16 protein-coding genes are annotated in these 17137 nt (G+C 61.3%); 8 read left to right on the plus strand and 8 right to left on the minus strand.

From position 1 onward, the window contains the following. Positions 1-110: 110 nt before the first annotated feature. Both AX768_RS16515 and AX768_RS16520 read right to left on the minus strand, forming a co-directional pair. Positions 111-3134: an FAD-binding and (Fe-S)-binding domain-containing protein gene (locus tag AX768_RS16515; RefSeq protein ID WP_062001225.1), complete on the minus strand. Its 3024-nt coding sequence runs from the start codon at positions 3132-3134 to the stop codon at positions 111-113. 13 nt (positions 3135-3147) lie between these two features. Then, a complete protein-coding gene (locus AX768_RS16520) occupies positions 3148-4368 on the minus strand; it encodes a pyridoxal-phosphate-dependent aminotransferase family protein (RefSeq protein ID WP_062002273.1) in 1221 nt (406 codons plus the stop codon). 156 nt (positions 4369-4524) lie between these two features. Between AX768_RS16520 and AX768_RS16525 the strand changes: the two genes are divergently transcribed. The 3 genes from AX768_RS16525 (at position 4525) to AX768_RS16535 (ending at position 7637) form a co-directional block, all read left to right on the plus strand. Continuing rightward, positions 4525-5253: a GntR family transcriptional regulator gene (locus AX768_RS16525; RefSeq protein ID WP_062001226.1), complete on the plus strand. Its 729-nt coding sequence runs from the start codon at positions 4525-4527 to the stop codon at positions 5251-5253. A gap of 228 nt (positions 5254-5481) precedes the next feature. Then, positions 5482-6591, plus strand: coding sequence for a porin (locus AX768_RS16530; RefSeq protein ID WP_062001227.1), 1110 nt, complete (start codon positions 5482-5484; stop codon positions 6589-6591). 2 nt (positions 6592-6593) lie between these two features. After that, a complete protein-coding gene (locus AX768_RS16535) occupies positions 6594-7637 on the plus strand; it encodes a nucleoside hydrolase (protein ID WP_062001228.1) in 1044 nt (347 codons plus the stop codon). A gap of 12 nt (positions 7638-7649) precedes the next feature. Here the strand turns inward: AX768_RS16535 and AX768_RS16540 are convergent, their stop codons facing one another. Next, complete coding sequence (locus AX768_RS16540) at positions 7650-8558, minus strand: LysR family transcriptional regulator (protein ID WP_062001229.1); 909 nt, start codon at positions 8556-8558, stop codon at positions 7650-7652. A gap of 91 nt (positions 8559-8649) precedes the next feature. On the opposite strand from AX768_RS16540, the gene AX768_RS16545 reads away from it, so the two are divergent. The 3 genes from AX768_RS16545 to AX768_RS16555 all read left to right on the plus strand — a co-directional run bounded on the left by AX768_RS16545 (position 8650) and on the right by AX768_RS16555 (position 12477). Beyond that, positions 8650-9999: an NCS2 family permease gene (locus tag AX768_RS16545; protein WP_062001230.1), complete on the plus strand. Its 1350-nt coding sequence runs from the start codon at positions 8650-8652 to the stop codon at positions 9997-9999. A 29-nt stretch (positions 10000-10028) separates the two neighbouring features. Next, positions 10029-11123 carry an adenosine deaminase gene (gene add / locus AX768_RS16550; RefSeq protein ID WP_062001231.1) on the plus strand — a complete coding sequence of 365 codons (1095 nt, stop codon included), beginning with the start codon at positions 10029-10031 and terminating at the stop codon, positions 11121-11123. 85 nt (positions 11124-11208) lie between these two features. Then, positions 11209-12477: an MFS transporter gene (locus tag AX768_RS16555; protein ID WP_062001232.1), complete on the plus strand. Its 1269-nt coding sequence runs from the start codon at positions 11209-11211 to the stop codon at positions 12475-12477. Position 12478: 1 nt separating this feature from the next. Here AX768_RS16555 and AX768_RS16560 read toward each other — a convergent pair whose 3' ends face one another. Then, on the minus strand, positions 12479-13528 hold the full coding sequence (locus AX768_RS16560; RefSeq protein WP_062001233.1) for an AraC family transcriptional regulator: 1050 nt from the start codon (positions 13526-13528) through the stop codon (positions 12479-12481). Between the two features lie 319 nt (positions 13529-13847). Here AX768_RS16560 and AX768_RS16565 point away from each other — a divergent pair, with 319 nt between their 5' ends. Further along, complete coding sequence (locus tag AX768_RS16565; protein WP_062001234.1) at positions 13848-14132, plus strand: hypothetical protein; 285 nt, start codon at positions 13848-13850, stop codon at positions 14130-14132. 43 nt (positions 14133-14175) lie between these two features. On the opposite strand, the gene AX768_RS16570 is transcribed toward AX768_RS16565, so the two are convergent. Both AX768_RS16570 and AX768_RS16575 read right to left on the minus strand, forming a co-directional pair. Then, positions 14176-14574 (minus strand): FKBP-type peptidyl-prolyl cis-trans isomerase, encoded by a 399-nt coding sequence (locus AX768_RS16570; protein WP_056360399.1) that lies wholly within the window; start codon positions 14572-14574, stop codon positions 14176-14178. Between the two features lie 96 nt (positions 14575-14670). Beyond that, positions 14671-15075 (minus strand): GFA family protein, encoded by a 405-nt coding sequence (locus AX768_RS16575; RefSeq protein ID WP_062001235.1) that lies wholly within the window; start codon positions 15073-15075, stop codon positions 14671-14673. 113 nt (positions 15076-15188) lie between these two features. On the opposite strand from AX768_RS16575, the gene AX768_RS16580 reads away from it, so the two are divergent. Further along, a complete protein-coding gene (locus tag AX768_RS16580; RefSeq protein WP_062001236.1) occupies positions 15189-16340 on the plus strand; it encodes an epoxide hydrolase family protein in 1152 nt (383 codons plus the stop codon). 17 nt (positions 16341-16357) lie between these two features. Here AX768_RS16580 and AX768_RS16585 read toward each other — a convergent pair whose 3' ends face one another. Beyond that, positions 16358-16837 (minus strand): ferritin-like domain-containing protein, encoded by a 480-nt coding sequence (locus AX768_RS16585; protein WP_062002274.1) that lies wholly within the window; start codon positions 16835-16837, stop codon positions 16358-16360. Positions 16838-16956: 119 nt separating this feature from the next. Then, positions 16957-17136 (minus strand): hypothetical protein, encoded by a 180-nt coding sequence (locus tag AX768_RS16590; RefSeq protein WP_062001237.1) that lies wholly within the window; start codon positions 17134-17136, stop codon positions 16957-16959. Position 17137 lies beyond the last annotated feature (1 nt).

Raw genomic sequence — 17137 nt, forward strand, 5'->3', positions numbered from 1 at the left:
CTTAATCGATTGGCGTTGCAGCAGTGCTGCGAATCCTGGGCTTGCGCGGTCGTGTCATGCTTGTCTCCAGTGCGCGAACTTTTGCGTGCGTCCGCTGTGGGTGTGATGCTTTAGACTTCTTTTAGTGCGGCCTCGAGAACGCGCGCAACGTGCATCGCCTTCGCGTTCGTTCCATCCGCTATCTGGTGACGGCAACTGGTGCCATCTGCGACGATCAATGCGTCTCGTGCTTTTCGTATGGCCGGCAAGAGCGACAGTTCTGCCATCGCTTTCGATGCTTCGTAGTGCTCGGCTTCATAGCCAAAACTGCCTGCCATGCCGCAGCAGGACGATTCGATCACCTGTACATCCAGCGACGGAATCCAGCCAAGCACGGCTTGAACCGGTCGAAAGACATCGAATGCTTTCTGATGGCAATGGCCGTGAACGAGCGCCTTCGGATGGGCGAGCGGTTTGAGTGAAAGCCTCAGACGTCCCGCCTGTTTTTCCTTCACCAGGAATTCTTCGAACAGGAACGATGTCTGCGCAAGCTTGCGCGCTTCGTCGCCATAACCGTAGTCGAGGAATTCGTCGCGGAAGGAAAGCAGGCACGAGGGTTCCAGACCCACTACAGGCACGCCGCGTTCAATGAACGGCCGCAGCGTATCAAGCGTGCGGCGCGCTTCGGCCTTTGCTTCATCGACCTTTCCCGCCGATAAAAACGTGCGCCCGCAGCAGAGCGGACGTTCACCGTCCTTCAGATTCAGATGGACCGTATAACCCGCGGCTTCCAGCACACGCTTCGCCGCACGCGCGTTTTCCGGTTCCATGTAGTTGTTGAAGGTATCGACGAAAAGCAGCACTTCCTTGCCATCGACCGACGGAGGCAGAGGCTGTTCGGCCGTCGATAAAAACGATGCAACGAACTTGGGAAACGCGCGTTCGGGCGCCAGGCCGAGACGCGACTTGACCCAGCTCGCCACGCGCGGCAACCGCTCCACCGACCCGAACAACGACGGCACGCGACTCGCATACGGCGCGTATCGCGGCATGAATCCCACCAGTCGATCGCGCAAGCGCAAGCCGTTCTTCGCGGTCCATGCGGCGCGCGCTTCGATCTTGATCTTCGCCATATCGACGCCTGTCGGGCAGTCTCGCTTGCAGCCCTTGCACGATACGCACAGATCGAGCACGTGCTTCACATCCTGGCTCGCGAGCCCTTCTTCACCCAGTTGCCCGCTGATCGCAAGCCGCAACGTATTGGCGCGGCCGCGCGTGACGTGTTGCTCGTCCTTCGTGATTCGATAACTCGGGCACATCGTGCCCGCGTCGAACTTGCGGCAGTGGCCGTTGTTGTTGCACATCTCGACCGCTTTCGCGAGACCGCCGGTACGGTCATCGCCGCTGCCGGCCGGTGTTTCTTCGCCGGTCAGCGGATCGCGTGTCACGTCCCATTGCGACCAGTCGAGCTGCGTCTTGAGCGCACGTTCGCGGTACGAAGGCGGAAAACGAAAGTGGGTCGCATCGTCCATTTTCGGCGGATTCACGATCCGGTCCGGACTCATGCGATTCTCTGGATCGAAGAGCGTCTTGATCTCCCGAAATGCTTGATTGATGCGGGGTCCGTATTGCCACGCGACCCATTCGCCACGACACAAACCGTCGCCATGTTCGCCCGAATATGCACCCTTGTATTCACGTACCAGCGCCGAGGCTTCTTCCGCAATGGCGCGCATCTTTTGCGCGCCATCCCGACGCATGTCCAGGATAGGCCGCACGTGCAGCGTGCCGACACTTGCATGCGCGTACCACGTGCCTTCGGTATGGTGCTTGTGGAACACTTCGGTAAGACGCGTGGTGTATTGCGCGAGATGTTCGAGCGGCACGGCGCAATCTTCAATGAACGAGACCGGCTTGCCGTCGCCCTTCATGCTCATCATGATGTTGAGCCCGGCCTTGCGCACTTCCCACAAGGCCTTTTGTTCCGAAGCGCCGGGCATCTCGACAACCGAATCGGGCAAGCCGAGATCGCCCATCAGTTCCACGAGTTGTGCGAGCTTCGCGAGTTGCACGGCCTTGTCGGCGCCTGCGAATTCGACGAGAAGCACAGCTTGCGGCTGACCGACCAGCGCCTTTTCGATGACCGGACGAAACGCCGGATTCGACATCGACAGGTCGATCATCGTGCGGTCCACGAGCTCCACCGCGACCGGACCGAGTTTGACGATGTGCTGCGTCATGTCCATTGCGTCGTAGAACGTCGGGAAGTTCACGACCCCCAGCGTCTTGTGCTCAGGCAGCGGCCAGAGCTTCAATCTCAGGCGCCGGCTGAACGCAAGCGTGCCTTCGGAGCCGACCAGCAATTGCGCGAGGTTCGGTTCGCCGTCGGCGCTGAAGGGCAAGGGGCTTTGGCAATCGAAGAGATCGATGTTGTAGCCCGCCACGCGCCGCAAGACCTTCGGCACTTGCTCGCGGATTTCATCGCGTTCACGTTGCGCGATCCGTTGCACGCCTTCGACCAAAGAACGCGTGCGTGCATCCAGGGACATTGCGCCCAACGCGCCGAACGTCGCCTGATGACCATCGGCGAGAACGGCGTCGATCGACCCGACGTTGTGCACCATGATCCCGTATTCCATGGAACGGGAACCGCACGAATTGTTGCCTGCCATGCCGCCGATCGTGCATTGCGCACTCGTCGATACATCCACCGGAAACCACAAGCCGTGCGGCTTCAGCCACGCGTTCAGGTGATCCAGCACCACGCCCGGTTCCACCGTCACCGTGCGTGTTTCGGCATCGAACTCAATGATGTTGTTGAGCCACTTGCTGGTATCGATAACCAGCGCTTCACCGATCGTCTGCCCGCACTGGCTCGTCCCCGCGCCGCGTGCGAGCACGGGCGCTTTGGCATCGCGTGCTATGTCCAGCGCGAGCAGCAAGTCGGCCTGGTCGCGCGGCACGACAACGCCCAGCGGCGTGATCTGATAGATCGAGGCATCGGTCGCGTAACGTCCACGGGCCGCGCGATCGAACAGCACGTCGCCTTTCATTTCGCTGCGAAGACGCGCGGCGAGCGGCGAGAGCGTGGCCCTTGCTGATGCCGGCATCAGATGGATCGGCTGGACGAGTGCTTCAGGGGATTTGGTCAGCATCGCTTGGACGTTCTCAGGCCGCCGCTTTCAAGGCAGGTGCTGCGACGTTGTTCGTCAGATAGTCCATGGCTGCGAGCACGCCGCTTCCCGCGAGCTTCACGCCCGCCAGCTTGAGGCCCATTTCGCAGCCGGTGAGCGTCGCCATCAACGTCAGGTCGTTGCAGTCGCCGAGATGCCCGATGCGGAACATGCGGCCCTTCAGCTTTCCGAGCCCCGTGCCCAGCGACATGTCGAACTTTTCGTAGATGAGTTTGCGCACCGCATCGGCATCAACGCCTTCAGGCGTCATCACGCCCGTGAGCACCGGCGAATACACGGCCGGGTCAGCGCATTGAATCTCGAGGCCCCATGCGCTGACCGCGGCACGGCACGCCGCCGCTAGCCGCTGATGCCGCGCGAAGACGTTGTCGAGCCCTTCGTCGCCGATCATTTCGAGCGCTTCCGACAGGCCGTACAGCAAGTTGGTGTTCGGCGTGTACGGCCAGTAGCCGCTCTTGTTCATCTCGATGATCTCGTCCCACGCCCAGAACGCACGCGGCAACTTCGCAGATTTGCTCGCCTCGATCGCCTTCTTCGATACTGCGTTGAAGCTGATCCCCGGCGGCAGCATCAGGCCTTTTTGCGAACCGGACACAGTGACGTCGACGCCCCAGTCGTCATGCCGGTAATCCGCCGACGCCAGACCGGAAATCGTATCGACGAGAAACAGCGCCGGATGTCCGGCTGCATCGATAGCCCGCCGCACCGCAGCGATGTCCGACGTGACGCCCGTGGATGTCTCGTTATGCACGACGCACACCGCCTTGATCTTGTGCTGCGTGTCCTCGCGCAAACGCGCTTCGATCATGTCCGCCTGGACGCCGCGCCGCCACCCTTCCGTGCCCGGCAAACTCAGGAATTCCGGCTTCAGGCCAAGGTTCTCGGCCATCTTTTTCCAGAGCGTCGCGAAGTGGCCGGTCTCGAACATCAGGACCGTATCGCCGGGACTGAGCGTGTTGCACAGCGCCGCTTCCCATGCGCCAGTGCCCGATGCCGGGTAGATCACGACGGGCTGCGCGGTCTTGAAGATCGACTTGATGCCTTCCAGCACCTTCAGCCCGAGCGCACCGAATTCCGGCCCGCGATGGTCGATAGTCGGATAACTCATCGCCCGCAAGATGCGGTCAGGTACGGGGCTCGGCCCGGGAATCTGCAGGAAATGGCGACCAGCGGGATGAAAATCGAGCTTCAGCATGATGCGTCCTTTGAATTTTGCATGCAAAATACTGTAGCGCACCGTAGCATTGACTGAAAGCGATAAATGCCTGTTTTGCTTAGGTGAAAACCCGTCCCACGGTTTTTTGGGTGCGGCGCGGTAAAATCGCGTCAACAGAATGGCCTGAGGTATTGCATGCAAAATGATCATGTTGCTGATCGCGAATTCACGCTTCCAAAAGTCGAGCGGCAAAGGCTGCACGACACGGTGGTGGACCACCTGCGTAATTTCATCGTCGAGGGGATGTTGGCGCCGGGCATGAAACTCAACGAACGCACGCTCTGCGAGACGCTCGGGATTTCACGCACGCCGTTGCGCGAGGCCTTGAAGGTGCTTGCTTCGGAAGGTTTGATCGATATCCTGCCGAACCGGGGTGCGTCGGTCTCGCGGATGAGCGACGCAGAGATCCGCGAGACGTTCGAACTCATGGGCGGACTCGAAGCGTTTTCGGGCGAACTCGCGTGCGAACGCATGACGCCCGCCGAACTAAGCGAGATCAAGGCGCTGCATTACGCCATGCTCGCCTGCCGCGAGCAAAACGACCTGTCCGGCTACTACAGCCGCAATCAAGCCATTCACGACAAGATCAACGACGCCGCTCGCAACTCCGCCTTGCGGCAAACGTATGTATCGGTGAACCGGCGGCTGCAGGCGTTGCGGTTCCGTTCGAACTTCCAGACCACGAAGTGGGACAGCGCGATCCGCGATCATGAAGCCATGATCGCCGCCCTCGAGTCACGCGATGGCAAACGCATGGCCGAAATCATGCGCGCGCATTTGATGGCGAAGCGCGACGCAGTGCTCGCCGAACGGACCATGACAACGGTCAAGCCGATTTCCGAAGGCGGGACGCTGCCGGGGTGATTGGCTGCGGCATGTAGCGTCGCTCACTGCATGACACCGGCGGAACCGCGCCTCAAAACACACCTCTCCCACCCTTTGCATAAACTCATTTGATGGGTTTATAACAATTCATAATTATTTTTATGGTTTTCGGTTTTGTACAGTCCGATGCACTCGCCAGACGCCATGAGTCAAAAACCGGCGCGACGAACATACATCACACGCCCATCGGACGATTCCCGGACAACCATGAAACTACTCAAGCTTGCTCCCCTTGCAATGCTCGGCGCGTTCACCGCCTCATCGTATGCGCAAAGCAGTGTCACTCTTTACGGCCTGATTTCAGGGGGTGTCGGCTTCGCGACGAATCAGGGCGGGCACAACGCTTACCAGGCGCTGAGCGGCACGAACCAGAACCCGCGCTGGGGCTTGAAGGGACGGGAAGACCTGGGCGGCGGACTGAGCGCGATCTTCCAGTTGGAAAACGGCTTCAACATCATGACGGGCACGGCTGCGCAAAGCGGCCGCGAATTCGGCCGCCTGGCCGCAGTCGGTCTCTCCGATAAAAAGTACGGCACGCTGACATTCGGCCGCCAGTACGACGCCATCCACGATTACATCGGACCGGTGATCATTGCGAGCAACGGCGTGAATATCGGCGACAACGACAACGGTTATAACGACATCCGCGTCCAGAATTCAGTGAAGTACGTGAGCCCGGATTATCGTGGCCTGAAGGCGACGGCCATCTACGGTTTCAGCAATGCGACCGGCTTCAGCGACAACAGCGCATACAGCTTCGGCATTGGTTACGAGCACGGTCCGTTGCGCTGGAGCGCGGTCTACGCGCAATACAACCACCCGTTCAGCAGCACGAATTCCGATGGCGCGATCTCGAACGATTATTCGTCGCCCATCCTGATCTTCGATAAAAGCGCGACCAACCCGTCGGTGTTCGCGAAGAAACAGCGCATTGCGGGCATGGGCGGTTTCTACACCATCGGCAAGGCGCAGTTCGCAGCGCTCTTCACCGATGTCCATTACGATTACCTCGACAATTCGCATCTGCACCTGCAGAACTTCGGCGTGAACGTGGTCTACACCATGACACCGTCGCTGTTCCTGGGCGCGGCGTACGGCTACACGGACGGCAAGTACGACGTCATCAACCAGAAACCCGCGTGGCACCAGGTCAACCTGCAGGCAGACTATTTCCTCTCGAAGCGCACCGACGTGGCGTTGACGGTCATCGGCCAGCAAGCCGCCGGCGACGCCCAGCACGCACAGATCTTCGCCTTCGCGCGCTCGACGACCACGCGCCAGCTCGTCGCCACCCTCGGCATGCGCCACGTATTCTGATCATGAGCCAGACTTCCGGTTTTCCTCGACGTACGTTTTTGAAGGCATCGGCGGCGCTGACCGCTTCGGCGTTGTTCAACCCGCTTGCGCACGCGGCCAATGAGCGCCGCACGGTGATCATTGATTGCGATCCCGGTCAGGACGACGCCATCGCCATCCTGTTCGCGCTGGGCGCGCATGATCGCCTCGATGTCCGCGCGCTGACGGCGGTGGCCGGCAATGTGCCGCTGAACCTGACAGAGCGCAACGCGCGCATCGTCCGCGACTGGGCCGGCGCCACCAAAACCCTGCCCGTGTATGCAGGATGCCCGCGTCCGCTCATGCGCGAGCTGATCACCGCTGCGAACGTGCACGGCAAGACCGGGCTGGAAGGCGTCGAACTGCACGAACCGCTGGCGCCGCTCGCCGCGCAGCACGCGGTGGCGTATCTCATCGATACCTTGAAAGCCGCGCCGCCGAAGAGCGTCACGATATGCGCACTCGGGCCGCTGACCAACATCGCAACGGCCTTGACCGAAGCGCCGGAAATCCGCGATGCCCTGCGCGAAATCGTGCTGATGGGCGGGGCGTTTTTCGAGCGCGGCAACATTACGCCGGCGGCCGAGTTCAACATCTATGTCGATCCGCAAGCGGCAAGCATCGTGTTTTCGAGCGGCGTTCCGATTGTCGTGCTGCCGCGCGATGTCGCAGTGAAAGCCCCGATCACGCCAGCGCGCATTGCGCCGATCCGCGCCATCGGCAACCGCTGCGGCGCGGTCGTCGCGGACATCATGGCGGCCGAAGTGAAGTACCAGAAGGGGCGTCGAGGCGTGGAAGAGGCGCCCATGTACGACCCGACCGCCGCCGGTTATCTCGTCGATCCGAGCCTTTTCAAAGGCAAGCTGGTCAACGTGGTGGTGGAAACGACCGGACAATTCACGCTGGGTGAGACCGTCGTCGACTGGTCGGGGCATAGCGGACGTGCGCCGAACGCGACCTGGATCACGGATGTCGATGCCGATGCGTTTTACGCCGCGCTGCGAGCCAGTATCGCGACGTTGCCTTGAAGCGCCCGAGGCTCAGATGTGCGCGGCAATATAGTCCCAGCACGCCTTCACGTGCGGCCCGCGATCGGCGCCCGCGAGCGAAATCAACGCGATGGCGCGCGTGACCCGGGGTTTGTCGAGTCGCAGCGCAATCAGTTCGGGATCGTGCAAATGCATGGTGTAAAGGCTCGGCATGACCGCGATCGCGAGGCCGTTGCGCGCGAGGGCGTAGAGCGGCTCGGTGTATTCCATGGTGTAGGTCACGGAGAGGCGCAGCTTTTCGTCACCGCCGGTCCTGTGCAGGGTATCGCTTACGCTACCGCGCACGAACACGGCGAGATCGCGGCCGACGAGCTTTTTCCACGGCACGGTCTTGAGCTTTGCAAGCGGATCATCGCGCCGAACCACGACCACGATCTCGTCCTCGAAGACATCCTTGAAACGCAGGGCTTCGTGGTTCGCTTCGGGCTCATGCACGCCAATGCCGATATCGGCAACGCCGTCGCGCACGGCATCGATCAATGCGGTGTTGGGCAAGTCGGTCAGCGTAAAACGAAGCGTGGGACGCTGTTCGCGAAACGCGTTGAGGACAGGAAGCAGGCGTCCCGCCACCGATGGAATCATCGCGATGCGCACCGTCTGCAGCCGTTCCAGGAACGTGCTCGCCATGTCGTCGAAGGTGCCGCGCGCGTGATTGAGCAGGCGTTCGGCGAGCGGCAGGATGCTCGCGCCGGCATCGGTCAATGTAAGCCGGTGCGCCGAACGCAGGAACAACGGACCGCCGAGCAGAAATTCGATCTGGCGGATCGCGGCGGTCAGCGCGGGCTGCGTCAACGAAAGCGATTGCGCGGCCTGGGTGAAGCTGCGTGCGTGGGCGAGCGCGACGAAGTACTGGACTTGCCGCAAGGTCAGCGCGGGCAATGGACCTGATCGATCGGACATGAAGCGCTACCAGTTGGACGGATGCGCCGCAGTATAAAACGCGTGCACGCCGAAAGTGCCCAAGGAAAAAATAGTGAACAAGGAATCTTCGATGGCTTCTTCCGATGCAACCCTACCCCGCAAATCAGGCGGATGGCTCGACCGGCGCTTTGCCTTGAGCGAGCGTAAAACCAGCGTGCGCACGGAAACGCTCGCGGGCATCACGTCGTTCCTGGCGGCAGCGTATCTGCTCGTCGTGATTCCGTCTTTGCTTGCAACCGGCGGCATGGATCGTGGCGCGGCGACGACATCGACCATCATCGTGTTCGTGTTGAGCACCGTCTTGATGGGGCTATATACAAATCTGCCGTTTATTGTCGGACCCGGAATCGGCGGGTCGGTGATCCTCGGCGTCACGCTGGCCGCGACCGAACATGTCGCGTGGCAAACCGGGCTGGGCATCGCGTTCATCTCGGGGTTGCTGTTTCTCATTCTCACCCTGGTCGGTGCGCGCAGTCTTGTGGTGCGCCTGATTCCGCAGCAGATCAAGCTGGGACTGGGGGCATCGATTGGATTGTTTATCGCGGTGCTCGGGTTTCGCAACGCTGGCATGATGATCGCGAATGCAAAGACCAACGCGTTCGCCCTCGGTGACTTTTCGCGGCCCGGGACAATCGTCGCGCTGATTGGGCTGGCTGCGGCCGTGGTGCTGCAAGGACGAAAAATCCCGGGCGCGATCCTTTGGGCAATCCTGATTGCAGCAGCCGCCGGCGTGCCGCTCGGCGTGACGCATATGCCTTCGTCGATGATCTCGTTTCCGCACGACATCATGCCCGTCGCGTTCAAGCTCGACATCCCGAGCGCGTTGACGGTCGCGGCGATTCCCTATTTGTTCGTCTTCTTCGCCGCCGAGTTTTTCTCGACGCTGGGCACCACGCTCGCGGTCGGCGCAAAAGCCAATCTCCTCGATGAAAACGCAAACCTGCCGAACATCAACCGGCCGTTCCTGGTCGATTCGATCGCGGCGACACTCGGTCCCGTATTCGGCATTCCAGCGCTGACCGCACTGGTCGAATCGGCAGCGGGTGTGGAAGCGGGCGGGCGCAGCGGACTGTCGTCGCTGGCGGCCGCCGCCATGTTCGCTCTCATGCTGCTGTTCGTGCCGGTCGCGCTCGCAATTCCGAAAGAAGCCACGGCGCCCGCGCTGATCCTGATCGGCCTGTCCATGTTCAGCACGATCCGCCACGCGCATTTCGATGATTTCACGGACGCCTTCCCGGTCCTTTCGATGGTCCTGCTCACGCTCATGTCCAACAGTTTCGGCACGGGCATTGCAGGCGGCCTGCTGTGCTTCGTGATCGTGAAGCTGCTCGCCGGACGCTTCAAGGAAGTGCCGTGGGGCCTCGTCGTGCTGGCAATTCCGCTGGGGTATTACTTCTGGACCGTGGTCAAGCACCATTAATTTCTGCACTACCGCAAGTACCGACAACCATGAAAGAGACATACGGCAACGTGCCCGCTTCGCGCACGGGAACAGACATCACGGCTGCGCACAAGGCATTCTTCAAGGCGATTCCAAAGGCCGAGCTGCATTGCCATTTGCTGGGCGCCGTGCGCCACGAGACGTTTATCGCGCTGGCTGAAAAGAGTAACGCGCCCATTGAACGCGCCGAGATCGATGCGTTTTATACGCGTGGCGAAAAGCCTGTCGGCGTGCTGCGCGTGCTGCGCGCCCTCGATGAACACCTTCTCACCGGCCCCGACGACCTGCGTCGGATCACATATGAGTATCTCGAGGATGCTGCCGCGCATAACGTCCGCCACGCCGAGTTTTTCTGGAATCCGACGGGGACGGTGCGTGTGTCCAAAATCGAATACGGCGATGCGCAAGCCGGCATCGTGCAAGCGATCCGCGACGCGGCACGCGACTTCGGAATGTCGGCGCGGTTGATTCCGAGCGTCGACCGGGAAGCCGATCCGGATGAAGCGGTCGTGCTGGTCGAATGGATGAAAGCGCATCGCGCCGAGGAAGTCGCGGGGATCGGCATTGATTATCGTGAGAACGACCGGCCTCCCGAACTGTTCTGGAAGGCGTACCGCAACGCACGCGAGGCGGGTTTCAAGACGACCGCGCATGCGGGCGAATTCGGCATGCCGTGGCGCAACGTGGAAACGGCAGTTGAATTATTGAAGGTCGACCGTCTGGATCACGGCTATACGATCGTCGACAACCCCGCGCTCGCCGCGAAGTACGCCGCGTCCGGCATCGTGTTCACGGTGGTGCCGACCAACTCGTACTACTTGCGCACGTTGCCGCCGGAGAAATGGGCCGAGCTTCATCCGATCCGCCGGATGCCCGAGATGGGTCTGCGGATCCATCCGAACACCGACGATCCCACGCTGCACAAGGTCAATCCCAGCGAGGCATGGGAACTGATGTTCAGTCACTTTGGCTTTAGCACGGATGATCTGCGCGGTTTCATGATCAACGGCATCGACGGCGCATGGATCGATGAAACCACGCGCGCAACCTGGCGAGCGCAATGGCTCCCGGAATTCGACAGCCTGGTCGAGCAATTACCTTGAGCGGTTCAATTTTTGATCGCACCGGTGGTGTCACGAAAACGCGCTTATCATCGCGCGTTGAAATCCGACACAGAAGTCACCGCGCATGCAATCAGCAGGCAATCAATCGATGCAATCTCCCGGCGCGAAGCCCGGGGGAATAGTCGTCGCGACGATCATAGGCAACGCGTTCGTTGCCTATGACTTCACGGTGTACAGCTTTTCGGCGCTGATCATCGGCCGGCTGTTCTTTCCGTCGGATAACCCGCTCTCCTCGTTCCTGCTTTCGTTGGGAACGTTCGGGGCGGGTTTTTTCATGCGTCCGCTCGGGGCAATGTTCATCGGTCATCTGGCGAGCACGCGTGGCCGCAAAACTGCCATGACGTGGTCCATCGCGCTGATGACGCTCGGCACGTGGATGATCGCGTTCTTGCCGACGGCGGCGTCCATCGGCGTGACGGCAGCGTGGCTGATGGTCCTCGCGCGGCTGATGCAAGGGTTCGCGGCGGGCGGAGAGATCGGCCCGGCGTCGGCGGTGCTGATGGAATCGGTGCCGTTCAACCGCCGCTGTTACCTGACAAGCTGGCGCGGGGCGAGTCAGGGTGCCGCGGCGTTTGCGGCTGCGCTCGTCGGCGCGACCCTGACCGCCCTGCTTTCATCCAAAGCGATGCACGACTGGGGCTGGCGGATTCCCTTCGTGCTGGGCGGATTTATTGGACCGGTTGGATGGTATTTGCGCCGACGCATGCCGTCCGTCCCAGTCAACGCGCCCGAGCGGCCGCGTTTCACCACGCTCTTCAGGCAGCATGCGCCCACGCTCGGCTACGGCACGCTGATGATGGCCGCGCCTTCGGTCGGCATTTATATCACCGTGTTTTATATGCCGAGCTATCTGGTGCGCACGCTGCATCGGCCGCCGGCCATAAGCCTTCTGATCGCGAGTCTTTCCGGGCTCGTGATCATGATTGTCAACCCGCTGGTTGCGCGCATTGCCGACCGGCAGGCGAGCCGGAAGCCGCTCCAGTACCTGATGCTCGTGATCTGCCTGGCGCTGACGTATCCCGCGTTCCTGGCGCTCAGGGCCGGCGTCAGCAATGTCGCCGCGACCGCAATCATTCTTGCGTATGTCACGCTGGCGCTGAACAACGCCGGTGCAAGCACGGTCTTGATGATGGAAGCGTTTGCGCCGCCGCATCGCGCTGCGGCGTTGTCGATCATGTACAGCTTTGGCGTGACCATCTTCGGCGGATTCTCGCCGCTGATCGTGACCTGGCTGATCGCCGTAACCGGCAATCCGATGATGCCCGCGTGGTATCTCATCGGCGCGATCTGCATCACGCTCTTCGCGCTTCAGCGGTTTCCCGCAGCCGCCTGACTTACTTGCCGCCCGGCCCGAACGGCGACAGCACGCCGGGTTTGCCCATGCGCTGCAACTCGAAGGCGGCGGCACGCGCGTCCTGCGGACTCATGCCGTAAGCGCGGCGAAACGCACGCGTGAAATCCGACGCGCTCTTGAACCCGAGCCCATAGGCAATATCGATGACCTGGATGTTCGGAAAGCGCACCAGCTCGCCGGCCGCTTCCCGCAGCCGCCGGTTGCGGATATATGCGCCGAGGCCGCCTTCATGCTCGAACCATCGATAGATCGTAGCGCGCTTCAGTTGCAGCGCATCGACCACGCCCGAAGGCGACAGCTCCGGATGATGCAGATTCGCCTCGATATACCGGCGCACCTGGCCCAGAACCGCTACCTGAACTGCCGCACGCGCTTCGCCGGTCAGCCGCGCCTGCTTGCGGAACGCGGCGATCAACAGTTGTATGGCGGCGTCCAGTTCGCCTTTCGCCTGCGCGACGTTCATGCGCGGCAAGTGACGGCTGAGCGCCGCGGCGTGATCGAAGACGAGCTGCGTCAGCGGCGAGCTTTGCTCCACGATGCGCCCGTGGATTGAATCCGCGCCGGGGAACGCGGTATCGACCACTGCCTTCGGCGCGAACAGGGTCAGCACGTGGCAAGCGGGACGCTCTACGCGAAACGGCTGGTCCAGATCGAACGCGATGAGACCGCACGTCGAATTCCTGGCGCTGCGCTTGGTCGGCGTCCCCGAAACATTACCCACGCCGCCTTCCGCGAACAGATGGAAAACGTAGTCGCGGCGGGTATCGGCGGAGACTCGCGCGACCGAGCGTTCAAGCGTGAGCGCGTCCGTGCGGGAATCAGTGAAGACGATGTCGCCGGCCACGTATTTGTCGATCTGGCCGTGAAAACCGTCGGCGAGCTGCGCCTTGACCGGCGGCACGTCGACCACGTGGCCCACCCGTTCGCGCCACGCCAGGAGCTGGCCCTTCGCGTCCACGCCATGCGTACTGAAGGTGGTGCGCACAACGCCAGCGTGAAGCTCGTCGTCGGGGTGAAAGAGCGATGACATGTGGGTTGGGTGCCTCACGGGACGTACGGAAAATTCGAAAACGGCTCCAGCCAACAGCGCAGCCGGTTTAATTTGCAAAACTGAGACGTAGGGTAAAGCCCAAGAAAAGTGGCGCGTTATCTTCAGGTCATTGATTCGCCATCGATCTCCCTTCGCCCGCGCCGACGCTCGTGTTTACGGCCGTGCAACCGGGAATCGTAGGCTCGCCAGAATCATTGCGCAGCGGGAATACGTATTCGCTTGGACCACAGCAACGCTTCACATTCCAATAAAACAACCATTGCGGCTCGCAACCGCTATAGGTCGACGAGGTATTAGTATGAACGCCCTAAAGAAACCGCCGCCAATCAAGGCGGAAAACCTGTTGCCGTCAAGACTGGCCGATCAGCAACTCGACCATCTGGAGCGGATGATCGGGTCGATCGTGAAAAACAACCCGGCGGCTCCCGTGCTTGGCTTGGACCCCGAATATTGGGAAAGCCGCGTCCGGGCGCTCGTGGAAGAAAACAACTTGCTGGTGGTTCAGCAGCAACGCGTGCAACGTCTTTTGATCAAGCTGCAGCAACGCGTAAAAAACAAGACGATGGACCCGACGGCAGCTTGAGTCTCCTCGCGCCACCGTCCGGCGCCTGCAACCACGCGTTCGATCAGTTGCCGATTTTCAGCAGTTCCACTTCAAACGTCAGCGTGCTGTTCGGCGGAATGGCGCCCACGCCCCGATCGCCATAAGCCGTTGCCGGCGGGCACACCAGCTTTGCCTTTTCGCCCACCTTCATCTTCTGCAGACCCTGCGTCCAGCAAGGAACGACACGTCCCAACGGGAACGATGCCGGCGTGCCGCGCTTGTACGACGAGTCGAACTCGGTGCCGTCCGCGAGCGTGCCGCGATAGTTGACCGTGACGGTGTCGGCAGCGGTCGGCTGCGCGCCCGTGCCGGCCTTCAGTTCGGTCACGGTAACGCCGGAAGGCAGCGTTTCAGTTGCGGCGGCGGCATAAGCCGATGAAGCGAGCAGAACCATCGAAAGCAAAAGCGATACTTTTTTCATAAAACGTCCGGATTATTTCGTGGGTGAAATGATGTACACGATTTCTTCGATCAACAGGAAATCGAGCCGCTTACCTTAGCACGAGCGTGCCCGCGCTCAGAGATGCCGCGATTCGGCGGGCGGCTCGCCCCAGTTGTCGTGACGGCCGTCGGCGACACGCACCGGCGCCTCTATGAGCTCGGTGGGCTCGGCGTTATCGAGTGAAGCCAACTGCACCGACACGTAATGGCCGCCGATCTCCTCGACATATCCACGGGCGAATGAACGCACGCCGCAGTGGCGGCAAAACAGGTGATGACCGACCTTGTGACCGAACTGATAATCGGTCGTGTCCTGCTCGCCGGAAAGCAGGCGAAAGGCGTCAGGTTTGATGATCGCGTTCCAGTTGCGCGTCTTGGTGCAGATCGAACAGTTGCATTTGTTGGTGCCGAGGCTCAGGTCGATGTCGGCTTCGAATCGAACCGCGCCGCAATGGCAACTGCCTGTATAAGTCTTCAGCATCGCATCCTCCCGGGAAATGGCGCACCGAAAGTGTACAGGCGTGCATGCCCGGAACGGCGTTGCCGGAACTGCAGTAGGATCGTTGACAATAAAAACCTCCAACGGTGCCATTCATGAACGTCACGCCCTTCCAGATAACGATCCCCGATACCGCCCTGCACGACCTTCACGAACGGTTGTCCCGTGTACGCTGGCCGCAGTGTGTCGCGGATCTGGGATGGCGCGAGGGCACGGACGAGGCGTTCCTGAAACGTCTTGTCGATTACTGGCAGAACGGCTTCGACTGGCGCACGCAGGAATCGCGGCTCAACGCGCTGCCGCAATTCACCACCAGGATAGACGATCGAACCATCCACTTCGTGCACGCGCGTGGAAAGGGGCCGGCGCCCCTGCCACTAATCCTGACGCATGGCTGGCCGGGATCGTTTATCGAAATGGAGGCGATCATTCCCTTGCTCGCCGATCCCGCCAGCCACGGCGGCGATCCACGCGACGCGTTCGACGTCGTGGTGCCGTCGCTGCCCGGATACGGGTTTTCGTCCGCACCGTCAACGCCCGGCACGGGACCGTCCGAAGTCGCGCGTGTGTGGGCGGCGCTCATGGAAGGTCTCGGCTATGGAAGATACGGCGTGCAGGGCGGCGACTGGGGCGCGGCTGTCTCCACATGGCTGGCGTTTCAGAATCCGGAAAACGTCGCGGGGCTTCATCTGAATTACATCCCGGGGTCGTACCGGCCGCCGCTCGACGGCGGCGAAGCTCCGCCCTCGCCGGAAGAGACGCAATTTCTCGATACAGCCAAAGCATGGGCCGACGCCGAAGGCGGTTACGCACATGTTCAGGGCACCAAACCGCAGACGCTTGCGTTCGGCCTGAACGATTCGCCGGCGGGTCTGGCGGCGTGGATCGCCGAAAAGTTCTACAGCTGGAGCGACAACGGCGGCGACCTCGAAAAAGCGATTCCGCTTGATGCACTGCTCACCAATATTTCGATCTACTGGTTCACCGGCACCATCGGTTCTTCGTTTCGCATGTATCTGGAAAGCCGGCGGCGGCCCGTGCATTTCACGAGCGGGCAACGCGTGCTGCCGCCGACGGGCATTGCAGCCTATCCGCGCGAATTGCCGTTGCCGCCGCGCTCGTGGATCGAGCGTGTCTACAACGTGCAGCGGTGGACCACCATGCCGCGAGGCGGCCATTTCGCCGCAATGGAAACGCCGCACGAGTTGGCGGAAGAACTGCGGACATTCTTCAGGCCGCTGCGTTGAGCGGATCGATGAACGCCCTAAAGCAGATCCTTCGCCGGACCCGGATCGGGCAGCGTGGAAACCGCGCCGGGACGTCGCAGCATCTTGTCGACTTCGCCCGCGTGCAGCTCCTCCACGTGGATCATCTGCCGCGCGTATTCCTCGAGCGCTATGGAGCGGCCTTCGACCTCGCGCAGCAGCGTCCTGTAATGCTCCAGCGCGAGCTTTTCGCTTTCGAGCGATTCGCGCAGGATCGAGCCTATGTCGAAGGTATGGGAATCCAGCAACGGCCCTATTTCAAGCGATGGATACGCGCCGAGCGTCGTGATCCATTCGCCGGCCTGCTGCGCGTGAAGCAGCGATTCGTCGGCTTGTTCACGCAGCCACGCGACAATCGGGATGCGGCCGAAGCCGAAAACGAGGAATGAGTAGTGGGTGTAACGGACCACGCCAGCGAGTTCTGACTCGAGAATCTGGTTGAGATTCTCGACGACGCGTTGCTGATTGATTTCCGGCATCTTCGCCTCCAGGTGCGCACACGGGTAACGCTCGGGACGAGCAGCGTTTTTCATGGTGCGCCTCAAGCGGCAAGCAGATCAAGCGCGTTGCTTGGCGCGCCGCAGCATTTGGCGGCTGATCAGAACTTTTCGATTTGCCGGTGCGCGCTCAGCGCAACGCCCAGCGGCACTGCAATTCCGACGAAAACGCCGAGCAGCGCACCGAACGCGTGTGCGAGTTCGGCAGGCGTCAACAGCGATACGTGCAAGCCGCACATTGCGAACCACGTCAGCACGGTTTCAAAGGTTTGTATCAGCATG

It is taken from the genome of Burkholderia sp. PAMC 28687 (assembly GCF_001577465.1).
Classification (GTDB): domain Bacteria; phylum Pseudomonadota; class Gammaproteobacteria; order Burkholderiales; family Burkholderiaceae; genus Caballeronia.